The sequence below is a fragment of the Candidatus Deferrimicrobiaceae bacterium genome (genome assembly GCA_036504035.1).
Taxonomy (GTDB): Bacteria; Desulfobacterota; Deferrimicrobia; order Deferrimicrobiales; family Deferrimicrobiaceae; genus JANXPS01.
Map to the genome: position 1 here is coordinate 66,573 of DASXVV010000011.1, position 22,421 is coordinate 88,993.

20 protein-coding genes are annotated in these 22,421 nt (G+C 61.2%); all 20 read right to left on the reverse strand.

What is annotated here, in order from left to right:
- Positions 1-15 precede the first annotated feature (15 nt).
- Positions 16-1,182, reverse strand: coding sequence for a glycosyltransferase family 4 protein (locus VGK27_09395; protein ID HEY3490320.1), 1,167 nt, complete (start codon positions 1,180-1,182; stop codon positions 16-18).
- Positions 1,183-1,237: 55 nt separating this feature from the next.
- A complete protein-coding gene (gene rfbD / locus VGK27_09400) occupies positions 1,238-2,104 on the reverse strand; it encodes a dTDP-4-dehydrorhamnose reductase (protein HEY3490321.1) in 867 nt (288 codons plus the stop codon).
- A gap of 3 nt (positions 2,105-2,107) precedes the next feature.
- Positions 2,108-3,148, reverse strand: a complete 1,041-nt coding sequence (locus VGK27_09405; GenBank protein HEY3490322.1) for an SDR family oxidoreductase — start codon at positions 3,146-3,148, stop codon at positions 2,108-2,110.
- 19 nt (positions 3,149-3,167) lie between these two features.
- Positions 3,168-3,617 (reverse strand): dTDP-4-dehydrorhamnose 3,5-epimerase family protein, encoded by a 450-nt coding sequence (locus VGK27_09410; protein HEY3490323.1) that lies wholly within the window; start codon positions 3,615-3,617, stop codon positions 3,168-3,170.
- A gap of 51 nt (positions 3,618-3,668) precedes the next feature.
- Positions 3,669-4,724 (reverse strand): glycosyltransferase family 2 protein, encoded by a 1,056-nt coding sequence (locus tag VGK27_09415; GenBank protein ID HEY3490324.1) that lies wholly within the window; start codon positions 4,722-4,724, stop codon positions 3,669-3,671.
- Positions 4,721-6,622 (reverse strand): hypothetical protein, encoded by a 1,902-nt coding sequence (locus VGK27_09420; protein ID HEY3490325.1) that lies wholly within the window; start codon positions 6,620-6,622, stop codon positions 4,721-4,723. Before VGK27_09420 ends, VGK27_09415 begins: the two co-directional genes overlap by 4 nt.
- Before the next feature lie 7 nt (positions 6,623-6,629).
- Positions 6,630-7,892, reverse strand: a complete 1,263-nt coding sequence (locus VGK27_09425; GenBank protein HEY3490326.1) for a multiheme c-type cytochrome — start codon at positions 7,890-7,892, stop codon at positions 6,630-6,632.
- A gap of 8 nt (positions 7,893-7,900) precedes the next feature.
- Entirely contained in the window at positions 7,901-8,434 is a 534-nt protein-coding gene (locus tag VGK27_09430; GenBank protein ID HEY3490327.1) for a redoxin domain-containing protein, read from the reverse strand.
- On the reverse strand, positions 8,431-9,009 hold the full coding sequence (locus VGK27_09435) for a TlpA disulfide reductase family protein (GenBank protein ID HEY3490328.1): 579 nt from the start codon (positions 9,007-9,009) through the stop codon (positions 8,431-8,433). The genes VGK27_09430 and VGK27_09435 overlap by 4 nt, the downstream gene beginning before the upstream one ends.
- A 25-nt stretch (positions 9,010-9,034) precedes the next feature.
- The gene (locus VGK27_09440) at positions 9,035-10,159 is read right to left on the reverse strand and encodes a multiheme c-type cytochrome (protein ID HEY3490329.1); all 1,125 of its coding nucleotides are present in this window, start codon (positions 10,157-10,159) and stop codon (positions 9,035-9,037) included.
- Positions 10,156-10,668: a TlpA disulfide reductase family protein gene (locus tag VGK27_09445; protein HEY3490330.1), complete on the reverse strand. Its 513-nt coding sequence runs from the start codon at positions 10,666-10,668 to the stop codon at positions 10,156-10,158. Before VGK27_09445 ends, VGK27_09440 begins: the two co-directional genes overlap by 4 nt.
- A gap of 29 nt (positions 10,669-10,697) precedes the next feature.
- Positions 10,698-11,249: a TlpA disulfide reductase family protein gene (locus VGK27_09450; GenBank protein HEY3490331.1), complete on the reverse strand. Its 552-nt coding sequence runs from the start codon at positions 11,247-11,249 to the stop codon at positions 10,698-10,700.
- Positions 11,250-11,286: 37 nt separating this feature from the next.
- On the reverse strand, positions 11,287-12,189 hold the full coding sequence (locus tag VGK27_09455; GenBank protein HEY3490332.1) for a hypothetical protein: 903 nt from the start codon (positions 12,187-12,189) through the stop codon (positions 11,287-11,289).
- A 149-nt stretch (positions 12,190-12,338) separates the two neighbouring features.
- Positions 12,339-12,848, reverse strand: a complete 510-nt coding sequence (locus tag VGK27_09460; GenBank protein HEY3490333.1) for a redoxin domain-containing protein — start codon at positions 12,846-12,848, stop codon at positions 12,339-12,341.
- Between the two features lie 165 nt (positions 12,849-13,013).
- The gene (locus tag VGK27_09465; protein ID HEY3490334.1) at positions 13,014-14,171 is read right to left on the reverse strand and encodes a hypothetical protein; all 1,158 of its coding nucleotides are present in this window, start codon (positions 14,169-14,171) and stop codon (positions 13,014-13,016) included.
- Positions 14,172-14,231: 60 nt separating this feature from the next.
- Positions 14,232-15,794 carry a hypothetical protein gene (locus VGK27_09470; protein ID HEY3490335.1) on the reverse strand — a complete coding sequence of 521 codons (1,563 nt, stop codon included), beginning with the start codon at positions 15,792-15,794 and terminating at the stop codon, positions 14,232-14,234.
- A gap of 300 nt (positions 15,795-16,094) precedes the next feature.
- Positions 16,095-17,627, reverse strand: a complete 1,533-nt coding sequence (locus VGK27_09475; GenBank protein ID HEY3490336.1) for a hypothetical protein — start codon at positions 17,625-17,627, stop codon at positions 16,095-16,097.
- On the reverse strand, positions 17,624-19,390 hold the full coding sequence (locus VGK27_09480; GenBank protein HEY3490337.1) for a peptidylprolyl isomerase: 1,767 nt from the start codon (positions 19,388-19,390) through the stop codon (positions 17,624-17,626). The genes VGK27_09475 and VGK27_09480 overlap by 4 nt, the downstream gene beginning before the upstream one ends.
- Before the next feature lie 70 nt (positions 19,391-19,460).
- Positions 19,461-20,894 (reverse strand): sigma-54 dependent transcriptional regulator, encoded by a 1,434-nt coding sequence (locus VGK27_09485; GenBank protein HEY3490338.1) that lies wholly within the window; start codon positions 20,892-20,894, stop codon positions 19,461-19,463.
- A complete protein-coding gene (locus tag VGK27_09490; GenBank protein ID HEY3490339.1) occupies positions 20,894-22,396 on the reverse strand; it encodes an ATP-binding protein in 1,503 nt (500 codons plus the stop codon). Before VGK27_09490 ends, VGK27_09485 begins: the two co-directional genes overlap by 1 nt.
- Between the last annotated feature and the right edge of the window lie 25 nt (positions 22,397-22,421).

A 22,421-nucleotide genomic window follows, 5' to 3' on the forward strand; every position in this document is an offset into this window, starting at 1 on the left:
TCTCCTCGACGGGGATCACTTCCCGCCCGCCTCGGCCAGGGCGCCTTCGACCGTCCTCAAGAACCCGTCGTGAGAGAAGCGGGACCGCGCGAAGGCGAGGCCGTTCCCGCCGATGCGCTGCCGGAGCGGCGCGTCGTCCAGGAGCGCGCACACTTTCGCTGCGAACGCCTCCGGATCGTCGGCGACCAGCAGCTCGTCGCCGTCCGCCGCGTCGATGCCCTCGTTGCCATACGTCGTGGTGACTACGGGAAGCCCCATGGAAAGCGCATCGAGGATCTTGACGATCACCCCCCCGCCCAACAGGATCGGCGCCACGAACACGGATGCGGTCGCGTAGACCGCCTCTAGGCTGTCGACGTACCCGGTCAGCCGGACGCCCGGCGTCCGGGTCAATTCGGATCGAAGCGCCTCGGGACAACCGCCGCCTGCGACGAGGAACTCGGCGGCGGGGTGAGAAGCGGAAATCGCCGGCCAGACTTTTTCGACGAAGTACCGGACGGCATCGATGTTCTGGGGCCGGTTGAGCGCACCCGCAAACAGGACGCGGCCCGGCGCCTCTCGGCGCGCAAGCCCCGTGAAATCGACCCCGCCCGGATAGCGGAGGACTTCGATCCGGGGCAAGCCGTAGAGGCGTTCCGCCCAACGGCGGTCTTCTTCCGACAGCACGAGGATCTTCCCGAAACGGGCAACGGCGCGCCGCTCGGCCATGCTTTTGATCCGGTACGCCATCCAGGCCCTCGACTTTGCCAGGGGCCCCCGTGCGGACTCGAATACCCGGAACGCGGGCTTTGCGATGACGTCGTGCAGCGTGAGGACAGCGGGCAGCCCCGCGGGGGGGCGCCAGAAGATCGCCGTCTCGGTATGCTCGACCTGGCAGGCGTCGAACCGGCCGGACCGCGCGACTTCGGATGCGCGCCGCGCCAGCCGCAGATAGGACCCGATCGTCCTGAGGACGGAAATCGTGGAGCCGGCCTGCAAGGGCGCGTCGGCCGGCACGGCGTCGAAACCGGCCAGCATGTTCCGCAGGGCGGGAAAATGCCGTTCCTCCCCCGGGTAATATCGGGTGACGAGGTGGATCGCGTGCCTTTCGGCCAAGGACTTGAGGAGGAAATGGACCAGTTTCCCGCCGGCGTGCGAAACGCCCTCGAACGGAAGAAACGGCGTGACGATCAACAAGTTCACGACGTCGGAACCCCGGCTCGGGACGACGGCGTCACGATCGCGATTTTCGGCAGTATCATCGACCTTCGATGTAACGGGCGAGCGATTGCTCCCAGGATGGAAGCAGATCGTGCGGCAGGAAGCGTCGGATGGAATCCTTCGACAGGACCGAGTAGGCCGGGCGTTGCGTTTTCTCTCCGAAGAACCCGGTTTTCACGGCGGTCATGGTGGCGGGAATGCCGGCAAGCTCGATGACCTTCGCCGCGAATTCGAACCAGGAACACGCGCCCTCGTCGGTGAAGTGATAAAGGCCGTAAGGCACCCGGTTGAGCAGCCCGGGTATCCGCAGGGCGATGCTCAAGGTGGCGGTCGGGGTCAAGACCTGGTCGTCGACGACCTTGAGTTCGCCACGCTCGCGCGCCAGCCTGATCATCAGGTCGGGGAAGTTGAACCCCTTGCCGCGCGGCCCGGTTTTCCCGTAGAGTCCGGACACGCGAAGGACGTAATGCTTTTCGGAATACGCCGCGACCGCGAGTTCGCCCGCCAGTTTTGAAATGCCGTAGACGTTCAAGGGGCACGGCATATCGGACTCGTGCCACGGCGTGCTTCGCGCCCCCCCGAACACGTAATCGGTGCTGAAATGGACCAGCGTCGCCCCGGAATCGGCGCAAACCTGCGCCAGCCCCTTGACCGCAACCGCGTTCACGTCGAACGCCAACGCCGCTTCCTCTTCGCACCGGTCGAGGTTATGGAAGGCCGCAGTGTTGATGACGATGTCGGGCCTGTATTCCCGGACGGCCTCGACCACGGCGTCTTTCCGGCCGATTTCGAGCCGGTCGTGCGTCAGGCCGACGCAATCGAACCCGGGATCGGCAGCCAGGACCGCCGCGATGTCGGAACCCAGCTGCCCGTTGGCGCCGATCAGGAGGACGCGAGCGGCCATCGATCAGAAGACCTTTCCGTTGACCGCGATGATCCGCTCGGATTCCTCGAGCAGTTTCATCCACGAAATATTGTAGTAGAGCGGATTGTCGTAGTCGGTCATCCCGTTGGCCCGGATCTGCGTCAGGATGTTGACCACCGATTCCTCGACCGTGACGGCCGGCTCGAACCCCAGGACCCGACGGATCTTGTCGGTGTCGACCCGGTAGGAGCGAACCCCCTTGTACTGGAAATCGGGATAAAGATCGACCGTGACCCCCTGTGCGCGAAGCGCCTCGCGCGTGCGGAGCGCCAGCTCGGAGATGCGGAAGTTCCGGTAGGCGACGTTGAAGATCTGGGCGCGCACCGCCGACGAATCGGCCTGGAGCGCGGCGATGTAGGCCCGGGCCGCGTCGCGCACCTCGACCAGGGGGCGCCACATCTCCCCGCCAAGATGGAGGTTGATGCGGCCGGACCGGAGCGCATCCTTGATGAACGTGTTGACGACGAGGTCATAGCGCATCCGATGGGAAAAACCGAACACGGTTCCCTTGCGCAGCATGACGGGGCAGAATGTCGGATGCTTCTCGGCCAGCGCCAGCAATTCGCGCTCGCCTTCGAACTTCGATCGGGAATAGGCCGCCTTCGGGTCGATCTTCGACTCTTCGTTCAGCAGGTTGTCTTCCTTCTCGAGGCCGGCCGCGCTGTAGTAGACCGAGCAGGAGGAGGCGAACACATAGCGGTCGATCCCCATCCGGATGGCCGCCTCGGCGCTCTTGCGGGTTGCCACCGTATTCATTTCCGTGTTGGCCTTGGGATTGTATTCGGCCGTCGGGTCGTTGGATAATCCGCCCAGGTTGACCACCGCTTCGACATCTTCGTAGGCCGAATCGGGGATATCGCGCACATCCCCGACCATGAGATCGATCCGGTCCTCGATGTCGGCAATGCCCCGCTTTCCGAAGAACAACCGGTCGAATACGCGCACAGTGTATCCGCGTTCCAGCAATTCGTGCGTGAGCACGGACCCGACATAGCCGGCCCCGCCGATGATCAATATTCGCATGATGGCGTCCCGTGACGGTTTATTTGAATTGCACCGACCAGTCGTACCCGAAGGAATCGAATGGGACACGGACTTCGTCGGTTTTATCGCGATTATAGACCTCGCTGCCCGTGCTGATCAGCTGCGTGTCGTCCTGGAGCGACATCCAGCCGTGGTATACGCCGGGCGGAACGACCAGCAGTCCCGGCTGGCGGTCTCCGATGATGAACGTGTTGGTTTCCTTGTAGGTGGGACTCTCGGGGCGATCGTCGACCAGCGCAAACTTGGCGCAACCGTGCGAGATGAAGAACCAGTCCCAAAGTTCATCGTGCTTGTGAAATGCGCGGATCGTGCCCCGGGTCAGGTTGCCGACCAGGTAGACCTGCCCGAATTTCGTGAAATGCGGATCGGTGGCGCGCAGGATCTCGATCAGATAACCGCGATCGTCGCTGCGCACGACCAGGTTTTCGAGCTTGACGTCCTTGATCATCGTTCTCACTCCCGAAGAGATTTGTGATGACGCGTTTCGTCGCGTTTGCGGCTAGTCTTTAAGCGCGACTTCCTCGGCCGTCATGGCGAACCGGCGAAGTTGATCCCGGAATGCCGCCCCTGACAGGACCCGGGTCTTCCGGAACCGGTAGCGGTCGGACAGGATGTGCGGCAACCCGGCCAGGGCGCTGAACTCGGCCTTGAGAACCGTGAAGAACAGCTTCCAGCTGGATGTGCTTTCGGTGAATCGGTAGGTGGCGCCCTGCTTTTTCAGGATCCCGCGAAAATGGGCGATGTATCGCCACATCGTAAAGGCGGGGGAAAGCAGTATTTCCCTGACGGGGAAATATTTGAGCAGTATCCAGAACCGGTTGCGCTCGACGAAGAATACCTTGCCCGGGGAGTATTTGCCCCAGGTCGCCGAATATTTGTGGTAAAGCTTGGCTTTCGCGACGAACCAGCATGGGTAGCCGGCCACGCGACCGCGTAGCCCGAGATCGGTGTCTTCGCCGAACGCGAAGAAGCGCTCGTCGAACAGGCCGATCCGTTCGAGCATCTTCCGGTTGTAGACTCCCGCGCATCCGCTCGGGTAGAAAACCTCTTCGTCGGCGTCAAACCTGCCATCGTCTTTTTCGAGACGCGATCGCCCGCGAGACATGCCATCGGCATACATCACGTGCCCCGTGTTGTCGATGACGTCCGGGTGGTCGTATTCGAGAATCTTGGGGGTGAACATCCCCGCCTCGGGATGGTTGCGAACCGCCTCGGCGCACGCCTCGAGCCAGTCGGTCTCGACGCGGGTGTCGTTGTTGAGCAGAATGACCCATTCGCCGCGGGTCTGGGGGATGGCGACGTTGTAGGCGCCGACGTAACCGCGGTTGTCGGGAAGGGCGATGATCCGGACCCGGTCGCCGTACCGCTCGCGGACATAGTCGACCGACCCGTCGGTCGAGCCGTTGTCGGCGATGACCGTTTCGTAGTCGTCGATGGTCTGGCCCAGCACGGAATCGATACATTCTTCGAGCAGCGCACGGCCGTTCCAGTTCAGGATGATCACGGAAAAGAGCGGAACGCGTGGTGACTTGCCGATGTCCGGTTGTGAGATCACCGAAACGCGCCGCCCCCCTGGATCTGGAGCAGCCGGCCGTTGAGCATATTGGCCTCTTCGCCGCCCACTTCGCCGGCGCCCTTGCGGAGCGCGGCGATGGCGCCCTGCCGGTCGCCGACGAGCTGGTACATGTCGGAAATGGTCATGTAGGCCACGACGGGCGAGATGCCGAGGTACATGTAATGGTAGGCCTCTTGAATGATCTGGTTCGGAAGCGTCGTGTTCTTGGGAAGCGCGTATTTCCGGATCAAATCGTGATTCTCGGGAATGTCGCGCGCAAAGACCACGAACAACCCGTCGGCGAAGATGAGCTGCCACTCGGGAGCGTTGGCGAGGGTGGAGATGATCGGAAGCACCATCCCCGAGGAATCCATCGTCTTGAGGACGACATAGGTGATGCCGTGCTCGTTGAACATCGCGTCCCAGCCCGGCAGGCTGCCGGTGCCCATCTGGTGATCCATGAATATCTTGGAGTTGTAAGTGCGGCCGTCGATGAAGGTGAGCTTGCCGGGATAGAGCTGCCAGTCGAGGAATCCGCCGATATCGAAGAAGTTGAACATGTTCCCCTTGATCGGGAGCTGCCGAAGGAACTGGCCCGCCTTGAGGGAGAACTTGTGCTCGGTGAGCCCAACGCCGTATTCGAGTTGTGAAAAGGAGAACGAAAGCGTCAGCACGCCGAAGCCGAGCAGGCATGCGGCGATGACGCCCATGGCGGCGCTGCGCCCGAGCGAGCGGCGTGTGTCAGCGGGGGCGGGTTCGGCGACCGGGGCGGCCTTGGAAGCAGAAGGAGGCGACGGCTTGTCTTTCGCCTTGAGGTTTTTAGGTTTGAGCGGGGAGGCGGGTGCGACCCAGCGTCCGACCGCTTCGAGGAATCCGGTGATCTGGAGCGAGGCCCCCGGAGAAAGGAACAGCCCCATCATCGACACGGCGCGCGCCGAATCCCAGGAATATTTGAAGGCGATGCCGAACAGAACGACGTCGAGCAGGTAGAGCCGGCGGCCGACGAGCCCCATGAAGATCGTGGCCACGGCAAACCAGGCGGCGGCCTTGTAGTAGATGAGGAAACCGGTCTCGCGCACCGGGGTAAGCTCGGAAATCGACATGAGCACCGGGTTGCTCCCGCCGCCTCCGGTCGCGCTGTTGCTGCGTGATATGAGGTTCAAAGGAACCAGCAGGGCGTCCCACCCATGCGGATTGATCCCGCAAAGCAGACCCGCCAGGATCGTGAGGATGGCGGGGATCAGCAATTTTTCCTTGGCAAACCGGACATCGAGCTCGCCCTTGAACAAGGCGTGCAGGAACCGCTCTCCGGCGAAGGCGCAGGCGAGCCCGAACGCCATGAGGTAGGTGGGGTGCATGTTGGCCCAGACCAGCACCATGACGGGAAACGCGTAGATCAGCTTCTTGCGCGCGCCGAAGTAATACTCGCTGAAGAGATAGATGGTGGCCGCCGTGAACAGGTAGGTGAAGATTTCGGGGCGCGGCTGGATTCGGATGCGCAGGAAGCCCGAGAAGGCGAAGATGGCAGCGACGGCGATGTAGGGATTGGCGCCCCGCAGCACGGTCGCGCGGTGCAGGAGCAGGAAGATTCCGAAGACGACCGCCCAGCACAGGAACGACACCGTGTAGTGCCCGTATTGGCCGCCAAGGGAAAAGACGATCCAAAGGAGCGCCTCGAACCCCCACTCGCCGTTCGGATTTTCCATGCCGAGCGACGGGTAGTTGAGGAATTCCTTGTCGGGAATCGAAAGCGCCTGGACGATTTGACGCCCGATCGCGAGATGGGTGCCGTAGTCGCTGGTGAACGTCTTGGTGAGCATCGGAAGCGTGATGAGGAGCAACAGCGCGTAGACGATCACGCGCTGCCGCTGCCCGGTGAGCAGGGAATCGGTCTTCATGGGCTCCTCAGCGTCCGGCAGGAGCCGAAGCGTTTTTCCAGTCGGAGAGAGTCTGGGCCGCGTCCTTGTCGGGATGGCACTTCTTGCATGCGTCTTCCATCGACATCGGCTCGCCGTACTTGAGTCGGGTGAAGTGGAACTCGTGCTTGTACCCCGGCTTGCGGTAGTAGCGGTCGGTCTTGTCGGACAGGTCGTGGCACTCGGAGCATTCGAGCTCGGGGCCCGAGAAGTCGAACTTGTGATCGTGGATGCTGTACCGCTTGCCGTCCTTGGTGGGCGAAGCCGGATGGCAGTCGATGCACTCGGCCTCGGACGGGTCGTGGCGCGAATGGAGCTTTGAGATCTTGAGAATCTTCTGGTGACACGTGCCGCAGTATTCGTCGCGGCTCATGTAACGCTCGGCCTTGGCCGGACCGCTGGCGCCGCGGTCGAAGCCGCAGACGTCGCAGGCGCGCGCCGTGGAATAGAACTTGGACTGCCAGAACATGAACATGCGATGACGCTCGAGGTAGTCCATGGAGCCCCAATACCAACGGTTGGACTTGGGCTTCGGGGCAAAGAAGTTGGTATAGAAGTCGTCGATATTGTTGCCCGGACGGTAATTGGCCGGAAACGGGAACTGCCCGCCCGCCTTGGTGTCTTTCCCGTCGGTGTGGCACTGCTCGCAGATCATGTCGGCACGGTCCTTCGGGAGCTTGGCGGGATTGACGATGTCGGCCGCGGCCTGGCTCTTGGCATGTTTGTCGCCGGGCCCGTGGCACGACTCGCATCCGATGGACGGCTCGGTGAACGACTTGGTCTCGGGATCGAAGCCGGTGGTGTGGCAGCCGTCGCACCAGATGGTATAAGGCTTCTCTCGCCAGTTGAACATCGAATAGGGTTCCCAGTCGTCGGCGACCAGGTTCCAGACCTTGGGCAGGACGAAATAGTCGTTGTCGATGCGAGTGAGGTATTTCTGGACCCAATGGCTGCCGATCGACCAGTTGATGTCCTTGCGCTTGAAAGGAACGCGAGAGAAGTCGATGGCCGCGACCGCCTTGCGGTTTTTCTTGGCGTCGCGAAGCATGTTGGCGTGCGGCGTCAGGATCCACTGGTTGTAGATCTCGTCGTGGCACTCTTCGCATCGTTCGGAACCGGCGAAGCCCTTGGCGCCGGGTCCTCCGAAAGCGGAGGCGGCGGACGGCACGCACAGCAGGGCGAGCGCCGCGGAAGCCATGAGGCAAAACGCGAGCGTAACGACGGGGACAGTCGGTCGGGACGTGCGATTCATAAAATACCCTATTTGATGAAGCTGTGAATGATGTCGGAGACCTTCTCGGAGGGGGAGTATCCCCCTTTTTTGTAGAGCAGGACGCCCTTGGCGTCGATGACCGCCAACGAGGGCGTGTAGTTGAAGCCGAAGACGCGGGGCAACGAGAACTTGGGGTCGACCAGGTAACGGACCCTGAAGTTGTTGGCCTTGGCGAACGGCGCAACGGTCTGGGCGCCGCGCAGGTCGACCGCGATGCACCAGGCATCGATGCGGGTCTGGTTCCTGGCCAGGAGATCGTTGATCTCCTTGAGCTCTTCATAGCAGGCGCTGCAGGCGGTGGTCATGAAGAAAAAGAGCGTGACCGGCGCCTTGCCGCGAATCTGGCGTTCGTAGGATACTTGTCCGCCGGTGAGGGACGACAGCGAGAATTCGGGAACGCGCTGTCCGACCTCGAGCGGCTTGGGCGGCCCCGGTGAAGGCGCCGCGCCCGCGACGGCGGCAGTCGCGATCAGGAAGGCGACCGCCGTCGCGACCGAAATCCGGTAAAGGCCGCGAGTCATCTCTTCGGGAGTTCCTTGACGAGATCTTCGATGACGAACGGCAGGTCGTCGTCGGCGCCCATCGTGTTTTCACCCACATGCGAATAACGGATGATGCCCTTGTGATCGATGACCACCTTGAGGGGGATCGGCCCGGCGAGGCCGTAGGACTTGGTGGCCACGGCCAGATCCTGATCGAGCAGGATCGGGTAGTTGAGGCGCTTTTCACGCATGATCTTCTTGACGTCGTCGACGCTGCCCGACTGGAGGACGATGGAGAGCAGCACAAAGCCCTTGTCTTTCCAGCTGTTGTGGAGTCGAACCAGGTTGGGCATCTCTTTCTTGCAGATGTCGCACCAGGTGGCCCAGAACTCGAGCATGACCACCCTTTTCTCTTTTGCGTTGGGCCCCACGTATTCGGACAAGTTCACCATGCGCCCCCGGGGATCGGAAAGATCCTTGAGACGGAAATCTGGGGCCTTGTCGCCGACCTTGAGCCGCATGGCGGTATCGCCGGCGGCAAATGCCCCCCCCGCGGCGAACAGGACCGACGCAGCCGCAAGAATAGAAATGACAGTCTTGATCGCACCCCGCATTACACTGCCCCCTAAACGATTGAAATTAATGATCGACCACGACGGGCTTTTTCCAGGATTCGAAAGTATCGTAAGCCCATTTTTCGCCTTTGTCAGCATGACATTTTGCACACCGCTTGTTGATTTCCTTGTCCCAGCAATTCTGGCTGTGGATCAGGAAGAAGCTGTAGGAATGGACGTCTGCGGGCTTCGCTTCATTCACCTGATTCTGAGGTTTTTCGATATGGCAATCGGAACAGCCGACCGCCCCGTCCTTGTGGTGGGTGTGCTGGGGAACCCGGTCTTCGAATTCGTGGCAGCCAAGGCACACGGCGTTCGGATCGGTCTTGGTGTCTTTCGGCTTGGCGTCCTGGTGGATGCCGCAAACCTCGCACCTGGAGCGCGCCTGGGCCTCGCGATCGGCCTTCCACTTCCCCCAGAGCCGATGGATCGCGACACTGTTCGTCTCGCCCTCTTTCTTTTCGAGGGGGACGAGGAACCGCCCCAGCTCTTCGCCCGGCTTCCAGCCGATCGGAAAGAAATATTCGTCGGAAAGGTCTTTGCCGCGAACGTGGCAGGAGGCGCAGATTTCCTCGCGGCGATCCTCGGGAAGCCGACCCGGGTTGACGATATTGCTGCGGCCCGGGGCGTTGACGTGGGTTCGGCCGGTTCCGTGGCACGACTCGCACCCGATCGAGTGTTCGTAGATCGTTTTGGTGACCGGGTTGAAACCGACCGAATGGCAGCCGATGCAATAGTTGGAATAGGGACGCTTTTGCCATCCGTATGTGCTGTATGGCCGCCACTTGTGGCTTTGGACCGACCAGAGCCGGGGCAGTATGTAGTACTCGTTGTCGATCCGGGTCAGGTAACGCTGGTCCCAGTGGCCCCCGATCGTATAGTCGATGTCTTTCTTGGAAAACGGCAAGTCGGGCGCGGTCATGTCGGCCATGACGACCGAGGGGTCTTTCCGGGCATCCTGGACGGCCGTGCTGTGGAAAGTCTTGACCCACCCCTTGTACTGGAGCTGGTGACAGGCGACGCATCGTTCGGAGCCGACGTATTCGGGCCCCTTCACGGTCATCGTGATGCCCGAAACGGGCAAAGCCAAGAGCGCGGCGATCATCAACGCGGAGGCAAGAACCCCCCAAGTCAGTCTACGGCTTGTCATTTGTCGCAAGCGTCCTTTCCTGCCAGGATCATTTCCTCGATCTTGCGGACCGAATCGACCCGCGCCCCGATCGACGTCAAGAGGATCCGGTCGCGATTTCCGATCACGACCGTCAAGGGAACGATCCGGTCGACGTAAAGGTTGGTGATGACCTGGTTATCGTCGACCACCACCGGAAAATCGATCGAGATTTGGCGTTTGGCCACTTCGGCGGAAAGCCTGGCGGCATCGAAGCCGTCGGCGTTCACGGCATAGATCCGGGCCTTTTCACGAAAACGATCGTTGCGCCATACCGCGTTCAGTTGTGCGATCTTCGTCTGGCACGGCTTGCAATTGACGCCGAAGAATATCAAGACGACGTAGGGGCGTCCCTCGGCCAGCGTATCGGATGTCAGCTTTGTGCCGGAAAGCGTCGTGCAGGAAAAAGACGGAGCTAGAGGATAATCGGCGGCGGCCGATGTGGAACCGAATAGCGACACCACCCCAAGAAGCGGGATGACAAGGGTCATCAATACGAAAGTTCTTGCGGAAGAAGGCATTATTTCGAAACAAGTGCCTTTTTAAGCGCTTCTTCGAGTTCTTTCTCGTCGCCGGCCTTGAAGTCTTCGTGCCGATACTGGATGCGCCCGTCTTTCCCGATGACGAACGACAACGGGGCTCCCGCAAGATTGTACATGTCGGGAATCTTGAACTCGGGGTCGGGCAGCACGGTGAATTTCGGCGAATTCTGCATGCCGGGCATCTGCTTCCGGATCATCTCGGGCTTTACGCCGTCGACATTGACGCCCAGGAAGACCACGCCCTTGGATGAGTACTGATCGAACAGCGGGTTGAGATAGCCGATTTCCTCGACGCACGAGGAGCAGCGCAGCCCCCAGAAGTTGAGGAACACGATCTTGCCCGCCTTGGTCAACTCTTCGAGGCTGACCCGATCGCCATTGAGGGAGGTCACGACGAAAACGGGAGCCGCATCGCCCGGGCCCGGCTTGTTTTCGGGCATGGCGCCTGCGCCGGCAATAGACGCAAGGACCATCGAGAGCAGGAATACCGCCAGCGGAAGCGCGGCACGATTTCGAATGTTGAAGGGCATGTCTCGAGACCTCTCGGGTGAAAGAATAGTCTGGCGTTCAGTCGTCAAGCGTGTGGCAGGCATCGCACAGCGGCTGCCAATTGGGGACCAGACGGATGACACCCGACGGGTCCTTGTCGAATTGCCGCTGGGCGCCATCGGTTGCGGCGCCGACGACGCCCGATTTGTAATCGATCGGCGTGATGGACGCAGGCCCGGCCCAGCCCCTCCGGAGGATCCGCGCCCCGGTATTGGTGTACCCGGTGTGGCCGTTGGCGTGGCAAGAGATGCAATTGACCTTGTTGGCCCCCGGATATATCACTTCGCTCGTGCTCCCGGCGGGAACGGGGTTGGTGTTGTCGATGAAAAGGCGCGTGAACGCGCTTGCGGGGTCGCTGTTGGACAGGATGGTGCCGTTTGAGGTCGTGTCTCCGGTCATCGGATGGTGCCCCGGAAGCGACGCCGTGACATGGCACCCTTCGCAAAGCGTCGTGCTCGAGCTGTCGATCTGGTTCGGCTGCGCAGGGCGGAGGTCGGAGTTGAAGGACGACTCGACCAGGTTGTTTCCGCCCTTTCGGTTGAGGATGATGTTGTGGCACGACTCGCAGATGATCTCGCCCTTGACCCCGGTAACGGAGATCGGCGGCGACGCCACGTAATTCCCGTATTTGGACAAGGCTGTGGTCGTAGACCAGGCAACGAGGCGCTCTTTGGCGGTCTGGTCTGCGGAGGAAGTGGTGCGGGAAGTCTGGTGAACGAAATGGGAGCCCCTTCCGACCACGGGAGCCACGGTGTGGCAATCGACACACATCGCGGAAGCGCCGTTGTTGGGGACGTTGTCGGTTCCGTAGCTGGCCTTGGGCAACCCGGGATTGGCCGGATTGAGGCCGCCGTCTCCGAAAACGGACCGGGAGGCGAGAGTCAGGACGAAAGCAATGCACAAGATGTTTCGTACAACCACCGGCCGCTCCCGGACAAATTCCAAACCCGCACCGCCTGAAGAAAAAGATATCTGTAGATTATACTATTTGGATCAAGCGCATGTTACCAGAAAACGGGGCGGGGATTCGAGGTGGACGGAGGCCTTTTTCGGCCTCCGTCCTTCCCCAACTAACGTTCCTGAAGGTATTCTTTCCACTGGTTGGACTTGTAGCCGAACTTGGTGTAGAGGATTTTGCCGTCCTTGACGATCAGCGTGGACGGATTGGTGCCCAGGTTGGTCGCCTGGGCGATCTTCTGCTCGGGATCGGCCAGCATCGTGAACGGAAGATTGCCGATGCGCTCGGCGCCGGTCTTGCTGTCCATGTCGATCACGACGGCATAGACTTCGGCCTTGCCCTTGAAGCGCTCGAGATTCTCGGAGAGCTCCTGGAGTTCTTTGCGGCAGGCCGTGCAGACCGAGGAAACCATGACGAAAACGGACTTTTCGGTCAACTTCGCCAGTTCGACCTTCTTGCTGCCATCGACGGTGCTGAGAACCACAGGCTGGAGGTTGTCGCCAATGTTCTGGCCGTACTTGATGGGTTCCGGAGCCTTGGCGACTTCTTCATCGGCCGCGTACGCGAAGACGGACAGGCCAAGCGAAAGCGCGGCAACCATGACCAATGCCTTAAGCTTCATACAGTGGACCTCCTGGCAGGATATTGAGGCTGCTCGCCTCTTGCCTAATCATATCGGAAGTTCGGACGTCAGACTTGAATATATTATTCACATGATAAGGGTTGCCCGGCAGGCGTGATCACTCGCCTGCCGGGCAACCGGTCTAAACGTGCTGCGACTGCCGGATTAACGGAGCTTGTGGCAATCCTGGCAGTAGTTGAAGTCGTTGAAGCCCATCCACGTCCGGCCGTTTTCGCCGATGCGGGAGATGGAGTTCGCCGCGGTGATCGTGCCCTGGGCGTTGGTGTCGCGCAGGATCGAAGCCGCGGTGGTGGCGTCGCCCGAGTGGGGGGCGGCGTGGCAATGCACGCAGTTGATCTGCGTCGCGGTGGTGGACTTGATCTTGCTGCCGTCGTTGTTCCATGCACCGACGATCATGGGCATGGTGCCGCGGGTGTTGGCGACGCCGGTCGTCGTAACGGCCGAAGCGGCCGGCAACCAGCCGGCAGCCGAGGTGTCCTTGACGAGCGTGTCAGCCCAGTAGAGGCCCTGACCCGCGATGGCCTGGGTGATCGTGTCGGCCGTCATGACATGGTGGTTCTGGGCCATCGGAGCGCCGTTGATGTAGTGCTGGTGGTTGTTCTGCTTGTCGCCTGCAGTCACTTCGTTGGCCTTCCGGGTGTCCGCGTAGCGCGGCTGCTGGGCGGTCGCGTTGGTGGCGTACAGGAAGCCGTGGCAACCGACGCAAAGGGTAGCTTCGTCGGAAACGGACCACGGGCTGGCCTGCACCAGGTTGCCGCCGCCGGCCACATAGGCACCGGACATCGGCGCGAGCAGGTTGTTGCCGCCGGCCACGTTGGAAACGATGTTGTGGCAGGATTCGCAGATGATTTCGTAGCCGCCGAAGGAAGATGCGGTGGCTTGCGCCGTCGCGAGGCCGGTGTTGTCGGTGCGTGCCCCGAAGATGTAGGTCACGTTGTCGGCTGCGTTGCTGTACTTGGAGTAGACGTTACCGCGGGCGGCAACGGGGTTGGGCCATGCGGAGATCTTGAAGTACTGGCCGCCGGTGGCGCCATCGCGCACGCCGAACCGGGAGCCGGACCAGCCGCCGCCGGTGCGGGTGTCGTGCGTGGTGCCGCCGCCGGTCACGAAGTGCGTGCCGTTGTTGGCCGAGGCGCTAGGAATACGGGAGTGGCAATCGACGCAGATGCGCGATGCTCCCGGGTTGTAGAAGGTGGTGCCGCCGGCCAGGCCCGGGTTCTGGGGATTCAGGCCAGCACCGGCTGTACCGAAGGCAAGGGCGAGAGCGCTCATGCCCAAAAGCAAGATCTTGGTGTACCTCATCTTTTATGTACCTCCGAAAAGGATTTACGTTCGTTCGTTATCGAACTGCCGGTGCGTTGATTACCAGTTGTGTGCCGTGTTGTTGAAGGTGTGGCAATCCGCGCAGTCCATGCCGGTGACGGTGACGTCGCCGAGGCCCGTGGTGGTGTTGCGCCAGGACGGCAGCGCGATCTGGAGCTTGGTGGCCGTGTCGCCGACCTTGTCGACCGAGCCGGCCGCAATGGCGCCAGCGTGCGTGACATGGTGGGAGTTGGCAACGTTCGCGCCGGTGGCCACCGAGGAACCCTTGGACTGGTCAGCTTCGTTGGGGATGCCGACGCCGCTGTGGCACTGCTTGCAAATGGCCTTGGTGCCCTGACCGAGGTTGGCGATGGACATGCCCGTGCCGAAGTGGACCTTGTGGCAGGAGGTGCAAAGCACGCGGCCGGTGGTGCCGAGCTGGTTGTATTCGTTGTTGTTGGCAGGACCCGCATTCCAGCTTGCCGGCGTCAGCGTGGCGATCTGGAAATTGAAGTTGCCCACGCTCGAGACGTAACCGTTGGCGCCGACCGCGGTGGAGGTGCCGACCGGGTGGCCCCACGCCGTGGTGCCGACGCGGTATTCGGAAGCATCGGCCGCCTGCGTGGTGGAGGAGCCGTGGCAACCGACGCAGAGGGGGTTCCAGCCGTTGTTGAGGTCGGCCGTCTGGATGACGGTCAGGGCGTTTTCGCCGGCAATGCCACCGTTGCGGTGCGCTGCGTGACAGGTGTAGCAGCCCATCTGCTGGGTGCTGGCGCCCCCGGTCCAGTTGTTCATTGCGGCGTTCTGGCCGGACGTCAGGTGGCCGCCACTGGCCCAGGAATTGGCCGTGCCGGTCATCGCGGCTGCGGTGAAGTTGTTGGCGACGTCGAAGATGCGCCCGCCGGTGTAGCCCTGGATGACGATGGAGCGAGCATGACGGGTGAGCGTGTTGCGGCCGGCGGCTGCCGTGTTGTCGACCAAGAAGTCGACCGGGTGGTTGCCGTCCGGATTTGCGGTCAGGTTATTGGTGGCGCGTTCGGTGTGGCACTTGTCGCAGAAGCCGTCGAGCGTGGTCGCGTTGCTCGCGGCCAGCGGCGCCCAAAGGAACGGCGCATTGGCGCTGTCGTGGACTGCGTGGCAGGAAGTGCATTCGATCGTCGTCGCGGCGGTGCCGACGTACGGCCAGGTCTGGGCGCCCGTCGTGAGGGCGGTCAGGTCCTGCGTGGCGCCCGCCGCGTTCTTGAGGGCGGACTTCAGGTGACCGTGCGAATTTTCGAAATAGACCACGTCGTAGGTCTTGGTGTTGGCCACGGCGTTATAGGTCAATGGATCGATGCTGACCGAAGTGGATGGGATCAGGGTGGCGGAAGGCCCGAGGATCGTCTGGCCGGAAACGCCCGCGTGGCAGCGTGCGAGGCAAAGGCCGCCGACGTTGCCGAACTGGTTGTCGGTCGCACCCGAGAACACGAAGGTGGACGAACGGCCGTGGCACTGGAAGCAGCCTTCCTTCTGGGCGTTGTAAGTCCGCATGTCGTGGTGCGAGTTGTCGAACGCCGCCTGGGCCATGCCCACGCAGAACAGCAACATCAGCGGAACAAGAAGCAAAACCTTCGACTTCCTCATCTTATTTTCCTCCTGTTTTCACTCTTTGGTAGCCTTTCGAACCTTGTTCGCCACGTCGTCCTTGATCCTCACCTCGCTTTCGGATGGATTGTGCTAATCAATCTCGACCCGGTGTGTGAAAAGACTCGACCATCAATTCCTAGCCGTAACTTTACAAGGAACATGCCAAGCGCGATCGCGACGGATCGATTAAATATAACCGTTTAAAATCAGCAAGGTCGGACCAGGGTTCTTGGAGAGGGAGAAAAAGAGCCAGGCGCGCGGTGCGATACCGCGCGCCTGGAGGGTGATATGGCCCAGCTATTTGGGCATGTCGTATATGTAGACCTTGTTGCCCATCGCGCTGAGGATGTAAAACCGCCCCGCCTTTTCGTTATAAACGAAGGAGGACGCCAGGTTCGTCGACAGCTTGAACATGCCCTTCTGCTCGATATCGGCGTAGCTGGCGAGATACTTGAAATCCTTGTCGAATTCCTTGAGGACCTGCATCTGGCTGTCGAACACGAACATCCCGCCGTCTTTCTTGAAGTATAATCCGCCAATTCCCTGGAACTGGTCGAGCTGGCCGCCGACGCCGCCCAGGACCTTGATGAGCTTCTTGGTCTTGGGGTCGAAGACCTTGATCTGGGCGTTCATCGCCAGGATGGCGTAAAGATTGCCGTCGTACGGGTTGCAGTAGAGGATGCCGACGCCCGGCATGTCTTCGGGGGCGATGGTCTGGGCATTGAAAGTACCGGTCATGCGCCCGAGGACCGCGAGCTCCTTTTTGCCGGAGGGGTCAAGCTGGATCAGCTGGAACCGCTTGCCGTCGGAGATCCAGTAGTTGCCTTCCTTGTCCTGCGCGACGAAGTTCGGATTGTTGACCGATCTTTTCTGGGGATCTTCGGGATAGGTGATCTCCTGGACGACCTTCCCGTCGGCGCCGACCTTGCGGACCATCGCTTCGGCATAGAAGACCAGGAGGAAATTGCCGTCCTTGTCGGGCACGATCGCCGACGGGTGTGACCACTTGGGATCGAGGGTGATCCGGTGGAGAAACTTTCCGTCCTTGTCGACGAACTGGATGCTGTTGCGGTCGAGAACGGCCAGTTCGCCGTTGTCGAGGAGGGTCATCCAGGCGGGCGCCTCGAATTCGTAGAGATCTTCCCCGGCGAACGTTCCCTTGGGAACCGGCTTCTTGACCAGGATCTTCATATCGGACACCTTGACCACTTCAACCGTCTTGGCTTCCTGGAGAGCCGATTTTTCGGACTCGGTGTTGTTCTTGTCGACGGCGGTCACGCGGTAGAAGTAGGTCTTCATCTTGTCGATCTTGCGGTCGGTGTAGATTTCCTGCTGAAACGATCCGAGCAGGTCGTAGGGGCCGTCTTTCTTATCGGAACGGTAAAGATTGAAGAAGACGGAGCCGACCGGATTCGACCAGCGTAGGGTAATCGCATCGGCAGCGGGGATGACCCCCGTGAACGCCGGCGGTTTCAACGGCTCGACGCCCCTGAGAGCCGCGACGGGGGAAAAGTCGGTGTCCTTGCCGCCCGCGACGCCGACGACCTTGTATTCGATGGTCTTGGTAACCGGCGCATCGGCATCGTTATAGGTGTTGACCGGGCCTTTGTAGACTTCCTTGAAATCTTCGGAGCCCATCTTCTTGAACAGCCGGTACTCGGTCGCCCCGGGAACCGGGGTCCACATGATGATGACCGCCGCACCAGCACGAAGCGGGAAGCCGGGCATCCACATCGGTCCGGCTGCCTGCGCGACCCCCGCCATGGACATCATGACAACGGGAACCACGAGCAGCCCGAAAAGCAAAATTCGCTTTGCAAACTGTTTCATTTCATTCTCCCTTCCTTGGATGACATCTTTGAGTATGTAGAGGAAAAGCGGTCGTATTCCGGTGTGAACTGGATCTTGTTGTTTTTCTTCAGGCCGGACAGGACCGACTTGACGACGCCCTCGCGCTTGCCGGCCATGACGGCCTTTTCAAGGCTGGGCTTGTCGGCCTGCTCGAAGGGGATGACCCCCTTTTCGCGGACGCCGTTGACCCGGGCGACGATATAAAGGTCGACGTTCTCTTTCTTGGCCCGAAGCTTGATCGGCTCTTTCGAATATTCGCCGACCTTGAGCTTCTTGACGTCGGCAAACTGGGGAGCGATCGTGGCCTCGGGAACGAACCCGAGCCGTCCCCCCTTGAGCGTCTTGTTGTCGGACCATTTCTCGGCGACCTCCTCGAAAGGGGTCCCCTTGGCCAGCAGCCCGTAGATCTCGTCGAGGCGCGACTTGGACTTGGTCTCTATCAGGGAGACATCGAGAGAATGCCCGACGCTGAATTCGGCCAGGTGCTTGTCGTAATAGTCCTTCATCTCGGGGCCCGTCACCTGAATGTCGCGGCAGCGGTAATTGATGAACTCGCGTGCGAGCACCTCTTCTGTAAGCAGCTTTTCCTGGAGACTGCGGGCGGGTTCCTGCGCCTTCAGCCCCAGGCGGGCAACCTCTTGCGCGACGGCATAATCCTCGGCACGCTTGTTGGCGATGATCTCGAGTGTGTTTTCACCGTGGATGAGCCCCGTACCCGAGGGATCGACCAGGTCGACCAGGAAGAAATCGACGCTGTCGACCTTGAACGCGGACTTGAGCATCAGCGGCTCGATCGACTGCTTGTTCGCGCGCGCCTTCATGTAGCCGTCGATCACCGCCTTGTTGAGGACGATCTTGTGCTTCTTGATCACCTTCGCCTTGTAATCGTCCCAGACCTGTTTCCCCTTTTGGGCGAGGACCTCCTTGCGGCCGTTCGGGAGCCATTCGATCTTTTGCGATTCGGGCATCTTCCGGTCGAGCAGCCTGAACACGGACTGGCCGAGCGTGGTCTCGATCACGGGAGACAGCTCGCCTTTCTTGAGCCGGAAGATCGACGCGATCACCTTGGGATCGTACATGGTCGACCCCCGCTTGATATAACCGACCTTGCCGCCGTTTTTCGCGGTGAGCCCGAGGGATTCCTGCTTGGCGACGTCGTCGAAGGATTCGCCCGCGGCCATGCGCTTGCGGAACTGCTCGGCCTTTTCCGGGGAATCGGCGATGAACTGCTGGACGGAGACGAGTTCCTCGAATTTGGGTGCCTTGGCCAGCACTTCCTTGTCGGTGACCTTGATGGAGGGCTGCACCACCCGGGTCCATAAAACGTCTTTCCAGATCTGGTTGCAGCGCGATTCGATCTTGGACCGGGAGCGGGGTAGCTTGTCGACGCCTTCCTTGACCGCCATCGTGGCCAGCAAACGATTGTTGATCATGGAATCGACCAGTTCCGGCAGAACCTGGGGCCCCTTTTGGGCCTCGGGCCCCGCGATCACGTCCATGTACATCCGGAATTCGATCGCGGGAACGGGGACCTGGTTTACGAGGAACAACGGCTTTGGGGATGCACCGGCAAGGGCGGCGTCAACGGCGGCCATGTTGTCGGAGGGAAGGCTGGGGGCTGTTGCCGCCAGGGCATTGTCGGCCAAGGCATTGTCGCGGGCGGGAGACGCGGTTTTGGACGAATCCGGACCCGAGCATCCGACTGCAGCGAACAGGCAAAGCGCCAGGACCGGCGCAGCCATTCGCCTCCGAGAATCGACGTTTTGAATTGCGGTAACCAAGTGTCCTCCGTGGGAACGCGGTGCTATTTTTTTAAAGAAACCCGAACTTCTTCATGCGATACCGGAGCGCATCCCGGGTCAACCCCAGCAATTCGGCGGCGCGCGTCTGGTTGCCCGACGTGACATCGATGGACTGCCGGATGAAATCGCGCTCGACGCTCTCGAGATCGATTCCCTCGCTCGGCAGCCGAAACCTGTAACCGGAATTTTCGGGAATGACATCACCCGAAGGGTGAGGATATTCGCCTTCACCGGCCGCCAAGGAAGAAATCCCCCCTCCCGGCCCCGGATCAGACACGGGAAGAGGAAGGTCGGTCTCGTCGATCACCTCCCTGGTTCCGAGTATGATTGCACGCTCGGTCAAGTTTTTCAACTCCCGAACGTTGCCGGGCCACTCGTACGAAAGCATGCGGATCCGTACGGTGTCGTTGAAGGATCGGACGGGTCGTTTGAAGTCGTGCGAGATCTCGGCCAGGAAATGGTCGGCCAACGGGAGGATGTCCTCGGTGCGCTCGCGCAGCGGCGGGATGAAGATCGGAATGACGTTAAGCCGGAAATAGAGATCTTCCCTGAACATGCCCCGTTTGACGAGCTCGGACAGGTTTCTATTCGTCGCTGCGATGATCCGGACGTCGACTTCGATGTCGCGGTGGCCGCCCACGCGCCGGAAGGCCTTGTTTTCGATGAAGCGGAGCAGCTTTGCCTGCAGGCCGTGCTGCATGTCGCCGATCTCGTCGAGGAAGATGGTGCCGCCGTCGGCGATCTCGAACAACCCCTTCTTTCCCGACTTGGCGTCGGTGAAGGCGCCCTTCTCGTGCCCCATCAGCTCGGACTCGAGCAGCTCGGCCGGGAGCGCGGTGCAGTTGATGGCCATGAAGGGCCGGGTGGCGCGGCTGCTCTCGTAATGGATGGCCTGCGCCAGGAGATCCTTGCCGGTGCCGCTTTCGCCCTGAATGAGGACCGTGGTGGCCTCGGACATCGTGACCTTCCGGGCGATCTCGATAACATCGGCAAGCTTGCGGCTGGGACCGATCACGCGATGGAAGCCGTATTTCTTGACCGACTCCTTGCGGTGGAACTCGACCTCTTGACGAAGCTCGTGGCGGTCGAGCGCGTTGTGGACAATGACCTTGAGACGGTCGAGGTCGAATGGCTTGCTGATGTAATCGTAGGCGCCCAGCCGCATCGCCTCGACGGCGACCTTGACATCTTCGATCGCCGTGACCATGACGACGGTAAGCGCCGGGTCGATCGACTTGAGGCGGCGAAGCACCTCGATGCCGTCGATGCCCGGGAGCGTGATGTCGAGCAGGACAAGATCGGGCATCTCGTCGGTCGCCTGGGCGACCGCCTCCTCGCCCGTCTCGACCGCCGCCACGGAGAGACCGTCCTTGGAGAGCGCCTGCTGGATCGACCAGCGGATCATCCGCTCGTCGTCGACGACAAGGATCTTCGATCGGCCCATCAGAGTTTCTCCTTGGGGAGGAATACCGAGAATACGGCGCCACGCTCGGGGCCGTTGGCCGCGGAGATCCTGCCGTCGTGCATATCGAGAATCTTGCGGGTCATCGAAAGCCCGAGGCCGGTCCCGTTCTCCTTGGTCGTGAAGAAGGGCTGGAAGATCTTGCCCAGTCTGTCGGCCGGGATACCCGGACCGTCATCGGCAATGCTGGCCATGACGAAGCGGTTTCGATGCTTGATGTCCTCGAACTCGGCCGGGACTTCGGAGTAGGTGCGGACCGTCAGCGTGCAGCCGTCGGGATTGGCCTGCAGCGCGTTTAGCGCGAGGTTGAGGAATACCTGCTTCAACTGTTCGGCATCCATCTCGATCTCGGGCATCGCCGGATCGAAGTCGCGGACGATCTTGGCCCGTTTACCCTCCCGGATCTGCTGCACGAGGAAGAGCACCTTGTCGATGACGTCGTTGAGGTTGCCGGGCGCAAAGCGCGGCTCGGTGTAGCGCGAGAAATTGAGCATGTCGCGTATGGTGTTGTCGAGACGCTTGATGAGCACCATCATCTCTTCGACGATCTCGCGCTTGACGTCGCCCTCGGGAAATTCGCGAGCGAGGACCTGGGCTGCGCCATAAATGCCGGCCAGCGGATTCTTGATCTCGTGGGCGATGCCGGCCGCCATCTCGCCCAGCGAAGCCAGCCGGTCGGCGCGAACAAGCTGGCGGTGGTGGAACCGCTCGATCTCGGCCTGTGCCTCGGCCAACTTTCGGATCATCTCGTTGAAGCTGCTGCCGAGCCGCCCGAGCTCGTCGCCGCTTTGCAGGTCGACCTTGACGTCGAGATGCCCGGCCTCGACCGACATCATGGTGTCGACCAGCCGGGAAACGGGGGTGGAGACGAACCGCTTGAGCATGATGCTGTTGAGCAGCGAGGTGAGGAGGATGGCCAGGCCGGTGAAAGAGAGCAGGATCAGCCGGTTCGATTCGATCTTTTTCTCGGTTTCTTCCATCGAGAGGCAGACGTCGAGGATGCCCAGGACCTCGCGGCCGGCCGGGTGGCAGCGGCGACACGACGGCTGGTTCTCGATCGGCTCGACCATGCAGAAGGAGCGGTGCCCTGTGCTCGTGCTCGCGAACGGCGTGCTGCGGTCGGGGCCAGGCTTGCGATAGGTGTCATAGTCAAGTTCGTCGGTGAGCTTGCCGATCTCGGAGAGCTTCGCGGAATAGAGGATGACGCCGTCATCGTTGAACACGCGCATCTTCTCGACACCCGGCAGCGCGCCGACCGTGTGGAAGATGGAGATGAGCGAGTTGGCGTGGCCGCTCTCCATGCCGATGCGGATGGTGTTCTTGAGCGCCCGCGTCAGGATCTGCGCCTGAAGCTTGGTGGCTTCGATCGCCTGGTCGGACTGGATGCGGTACATCAGGTAGGACGACGTGCCGAAAACCACCACCAGGGAGATGCTGATGGCGAGCGACATGCGGAAGAAGAGAGAGCGGGGGAGAATCCTCATCACCGGGGGGGGCCAGGAATCCCGG

Bases quoted from the DNA above. Each gene is read 5' to 3' on its own strand.
- rfbD (HEY3490321.1), bottom strand. From the start codon at position 2,104: ATGGCCGCTCGCGTCCTCCTGATCGGCGCCAACGGGCAGCTGGGTTCC.
- VGK27_09405 (HEY3490322.1), bottom strand. From the start codon at position 3,148: ATGCGAATATTGATCATCGGCGGGGCCGGCTATGTCGGGTCCGTGCTC.
- VGK27_09410 (HEY3490323.1), bottom strand. From the start codon at position 3,617: ATGATCAAGGACGTCAAGCTCGAAAACCTGGTCGTGCGCAGCGACGAT.
- VGK27_09420 (HEY3490325.1), bottom strand. From the start codon at position 6,622: ATGAAGACCGATTCCCTGCTCACCGGGCAGCGGCAGCGCGTGATCGTC.
- VGK27_09425 (HEY3490326.1), bottom strand. From the start codon at position 7,892: ATGAATCGCACGTCCCGACCGACTGTCCCCGTCGTTACGCTCGCGTTT.
- VGK27_09430 (HEY3490327.1), bottom strand. From the start codon at position 8,434: ATGACTCGCGGCCTTTACCGGATTTCGGTCGCGACGGCGGTCGCCTTC.
- VGK27_09435 (HEY3490328.1), bottom strand. From the start codon at position 9,009: ATGCGGGGTGCGATCAAGACTGTCATTTCTATTCTTGCGGCTGCGTCG.
- VGK27_09440 (HEY3490329.1), bottom strand. From the start codon at position 10,159: ATGACAAGCCGTAGACTGACTTGGGGGGTTCTTGCCTCCGCGTTGATG.
- VGK27_09445 (HEY3490330.1), bottom strand. From the start codon at position 10,668: ATGACCCTTGTCATCCCGCTTCTTGGGGTGGTGTCGCTATTCGGTTCC.
- VGK27_09450 (HEY3490331.1), bottom strand. From the start codon at position 11,249: ATGCCCTTCAACATTCGAAATCGTGCCGCGCTTCCGCTGGCGGTATTC.
- VGK27_09460 (HEY3490333.1), bottom strand. From the start codon at position 12,848: ATGAAGCTTAAGGCATTGGTCATGGTTGCCGCGCTTTCGCTTGGCCTG.
- VGK27_09465 (HEY3490334.1), bottom strand. From the start codon at position 14,171: ATGAGGTACACCAAGATCTTGCTTTTGGGCATGAGCGCTCTCGCCCTT.
- VGK27_09470 (HEY3490335.1), bottom strand. From the start codon at position 15,794: ATGAGGAAGTCGAAGGTTTTGCTTCTTGTTCCGCTGATGTTGCTGTTC.
- VGK27_09475 (HEY3490336.1), bottom strand. From the start codon at position 17,627: ATGAAACAGTTTGCAAAGCGAATTTTGCTTTTCGGGCTGCTCGTGGTT.
- VGK27_09480 (HEY3490337.1), bottom strand. From the start codon at position 19,390: ATGGCTGCGCCGGTCCTGGCGCTTTGCCTGTTCGCTGCAGTCGGATGC.
- VGK27_09485 (HEY3490338.1), bottom strand. From the start codon at position 20,894: ATGGGCCGATCGAAGATCCTTGTCGTCGACGACGAGCGGATGATCCGC.
- VGK27_09490 (HEY3490339.1), bottom strand. From the start codon at position 22,396: ATGAGGATTCTCCCCCGCTCTCTCTTCTTCCGCATGTCGCTCGCCATC.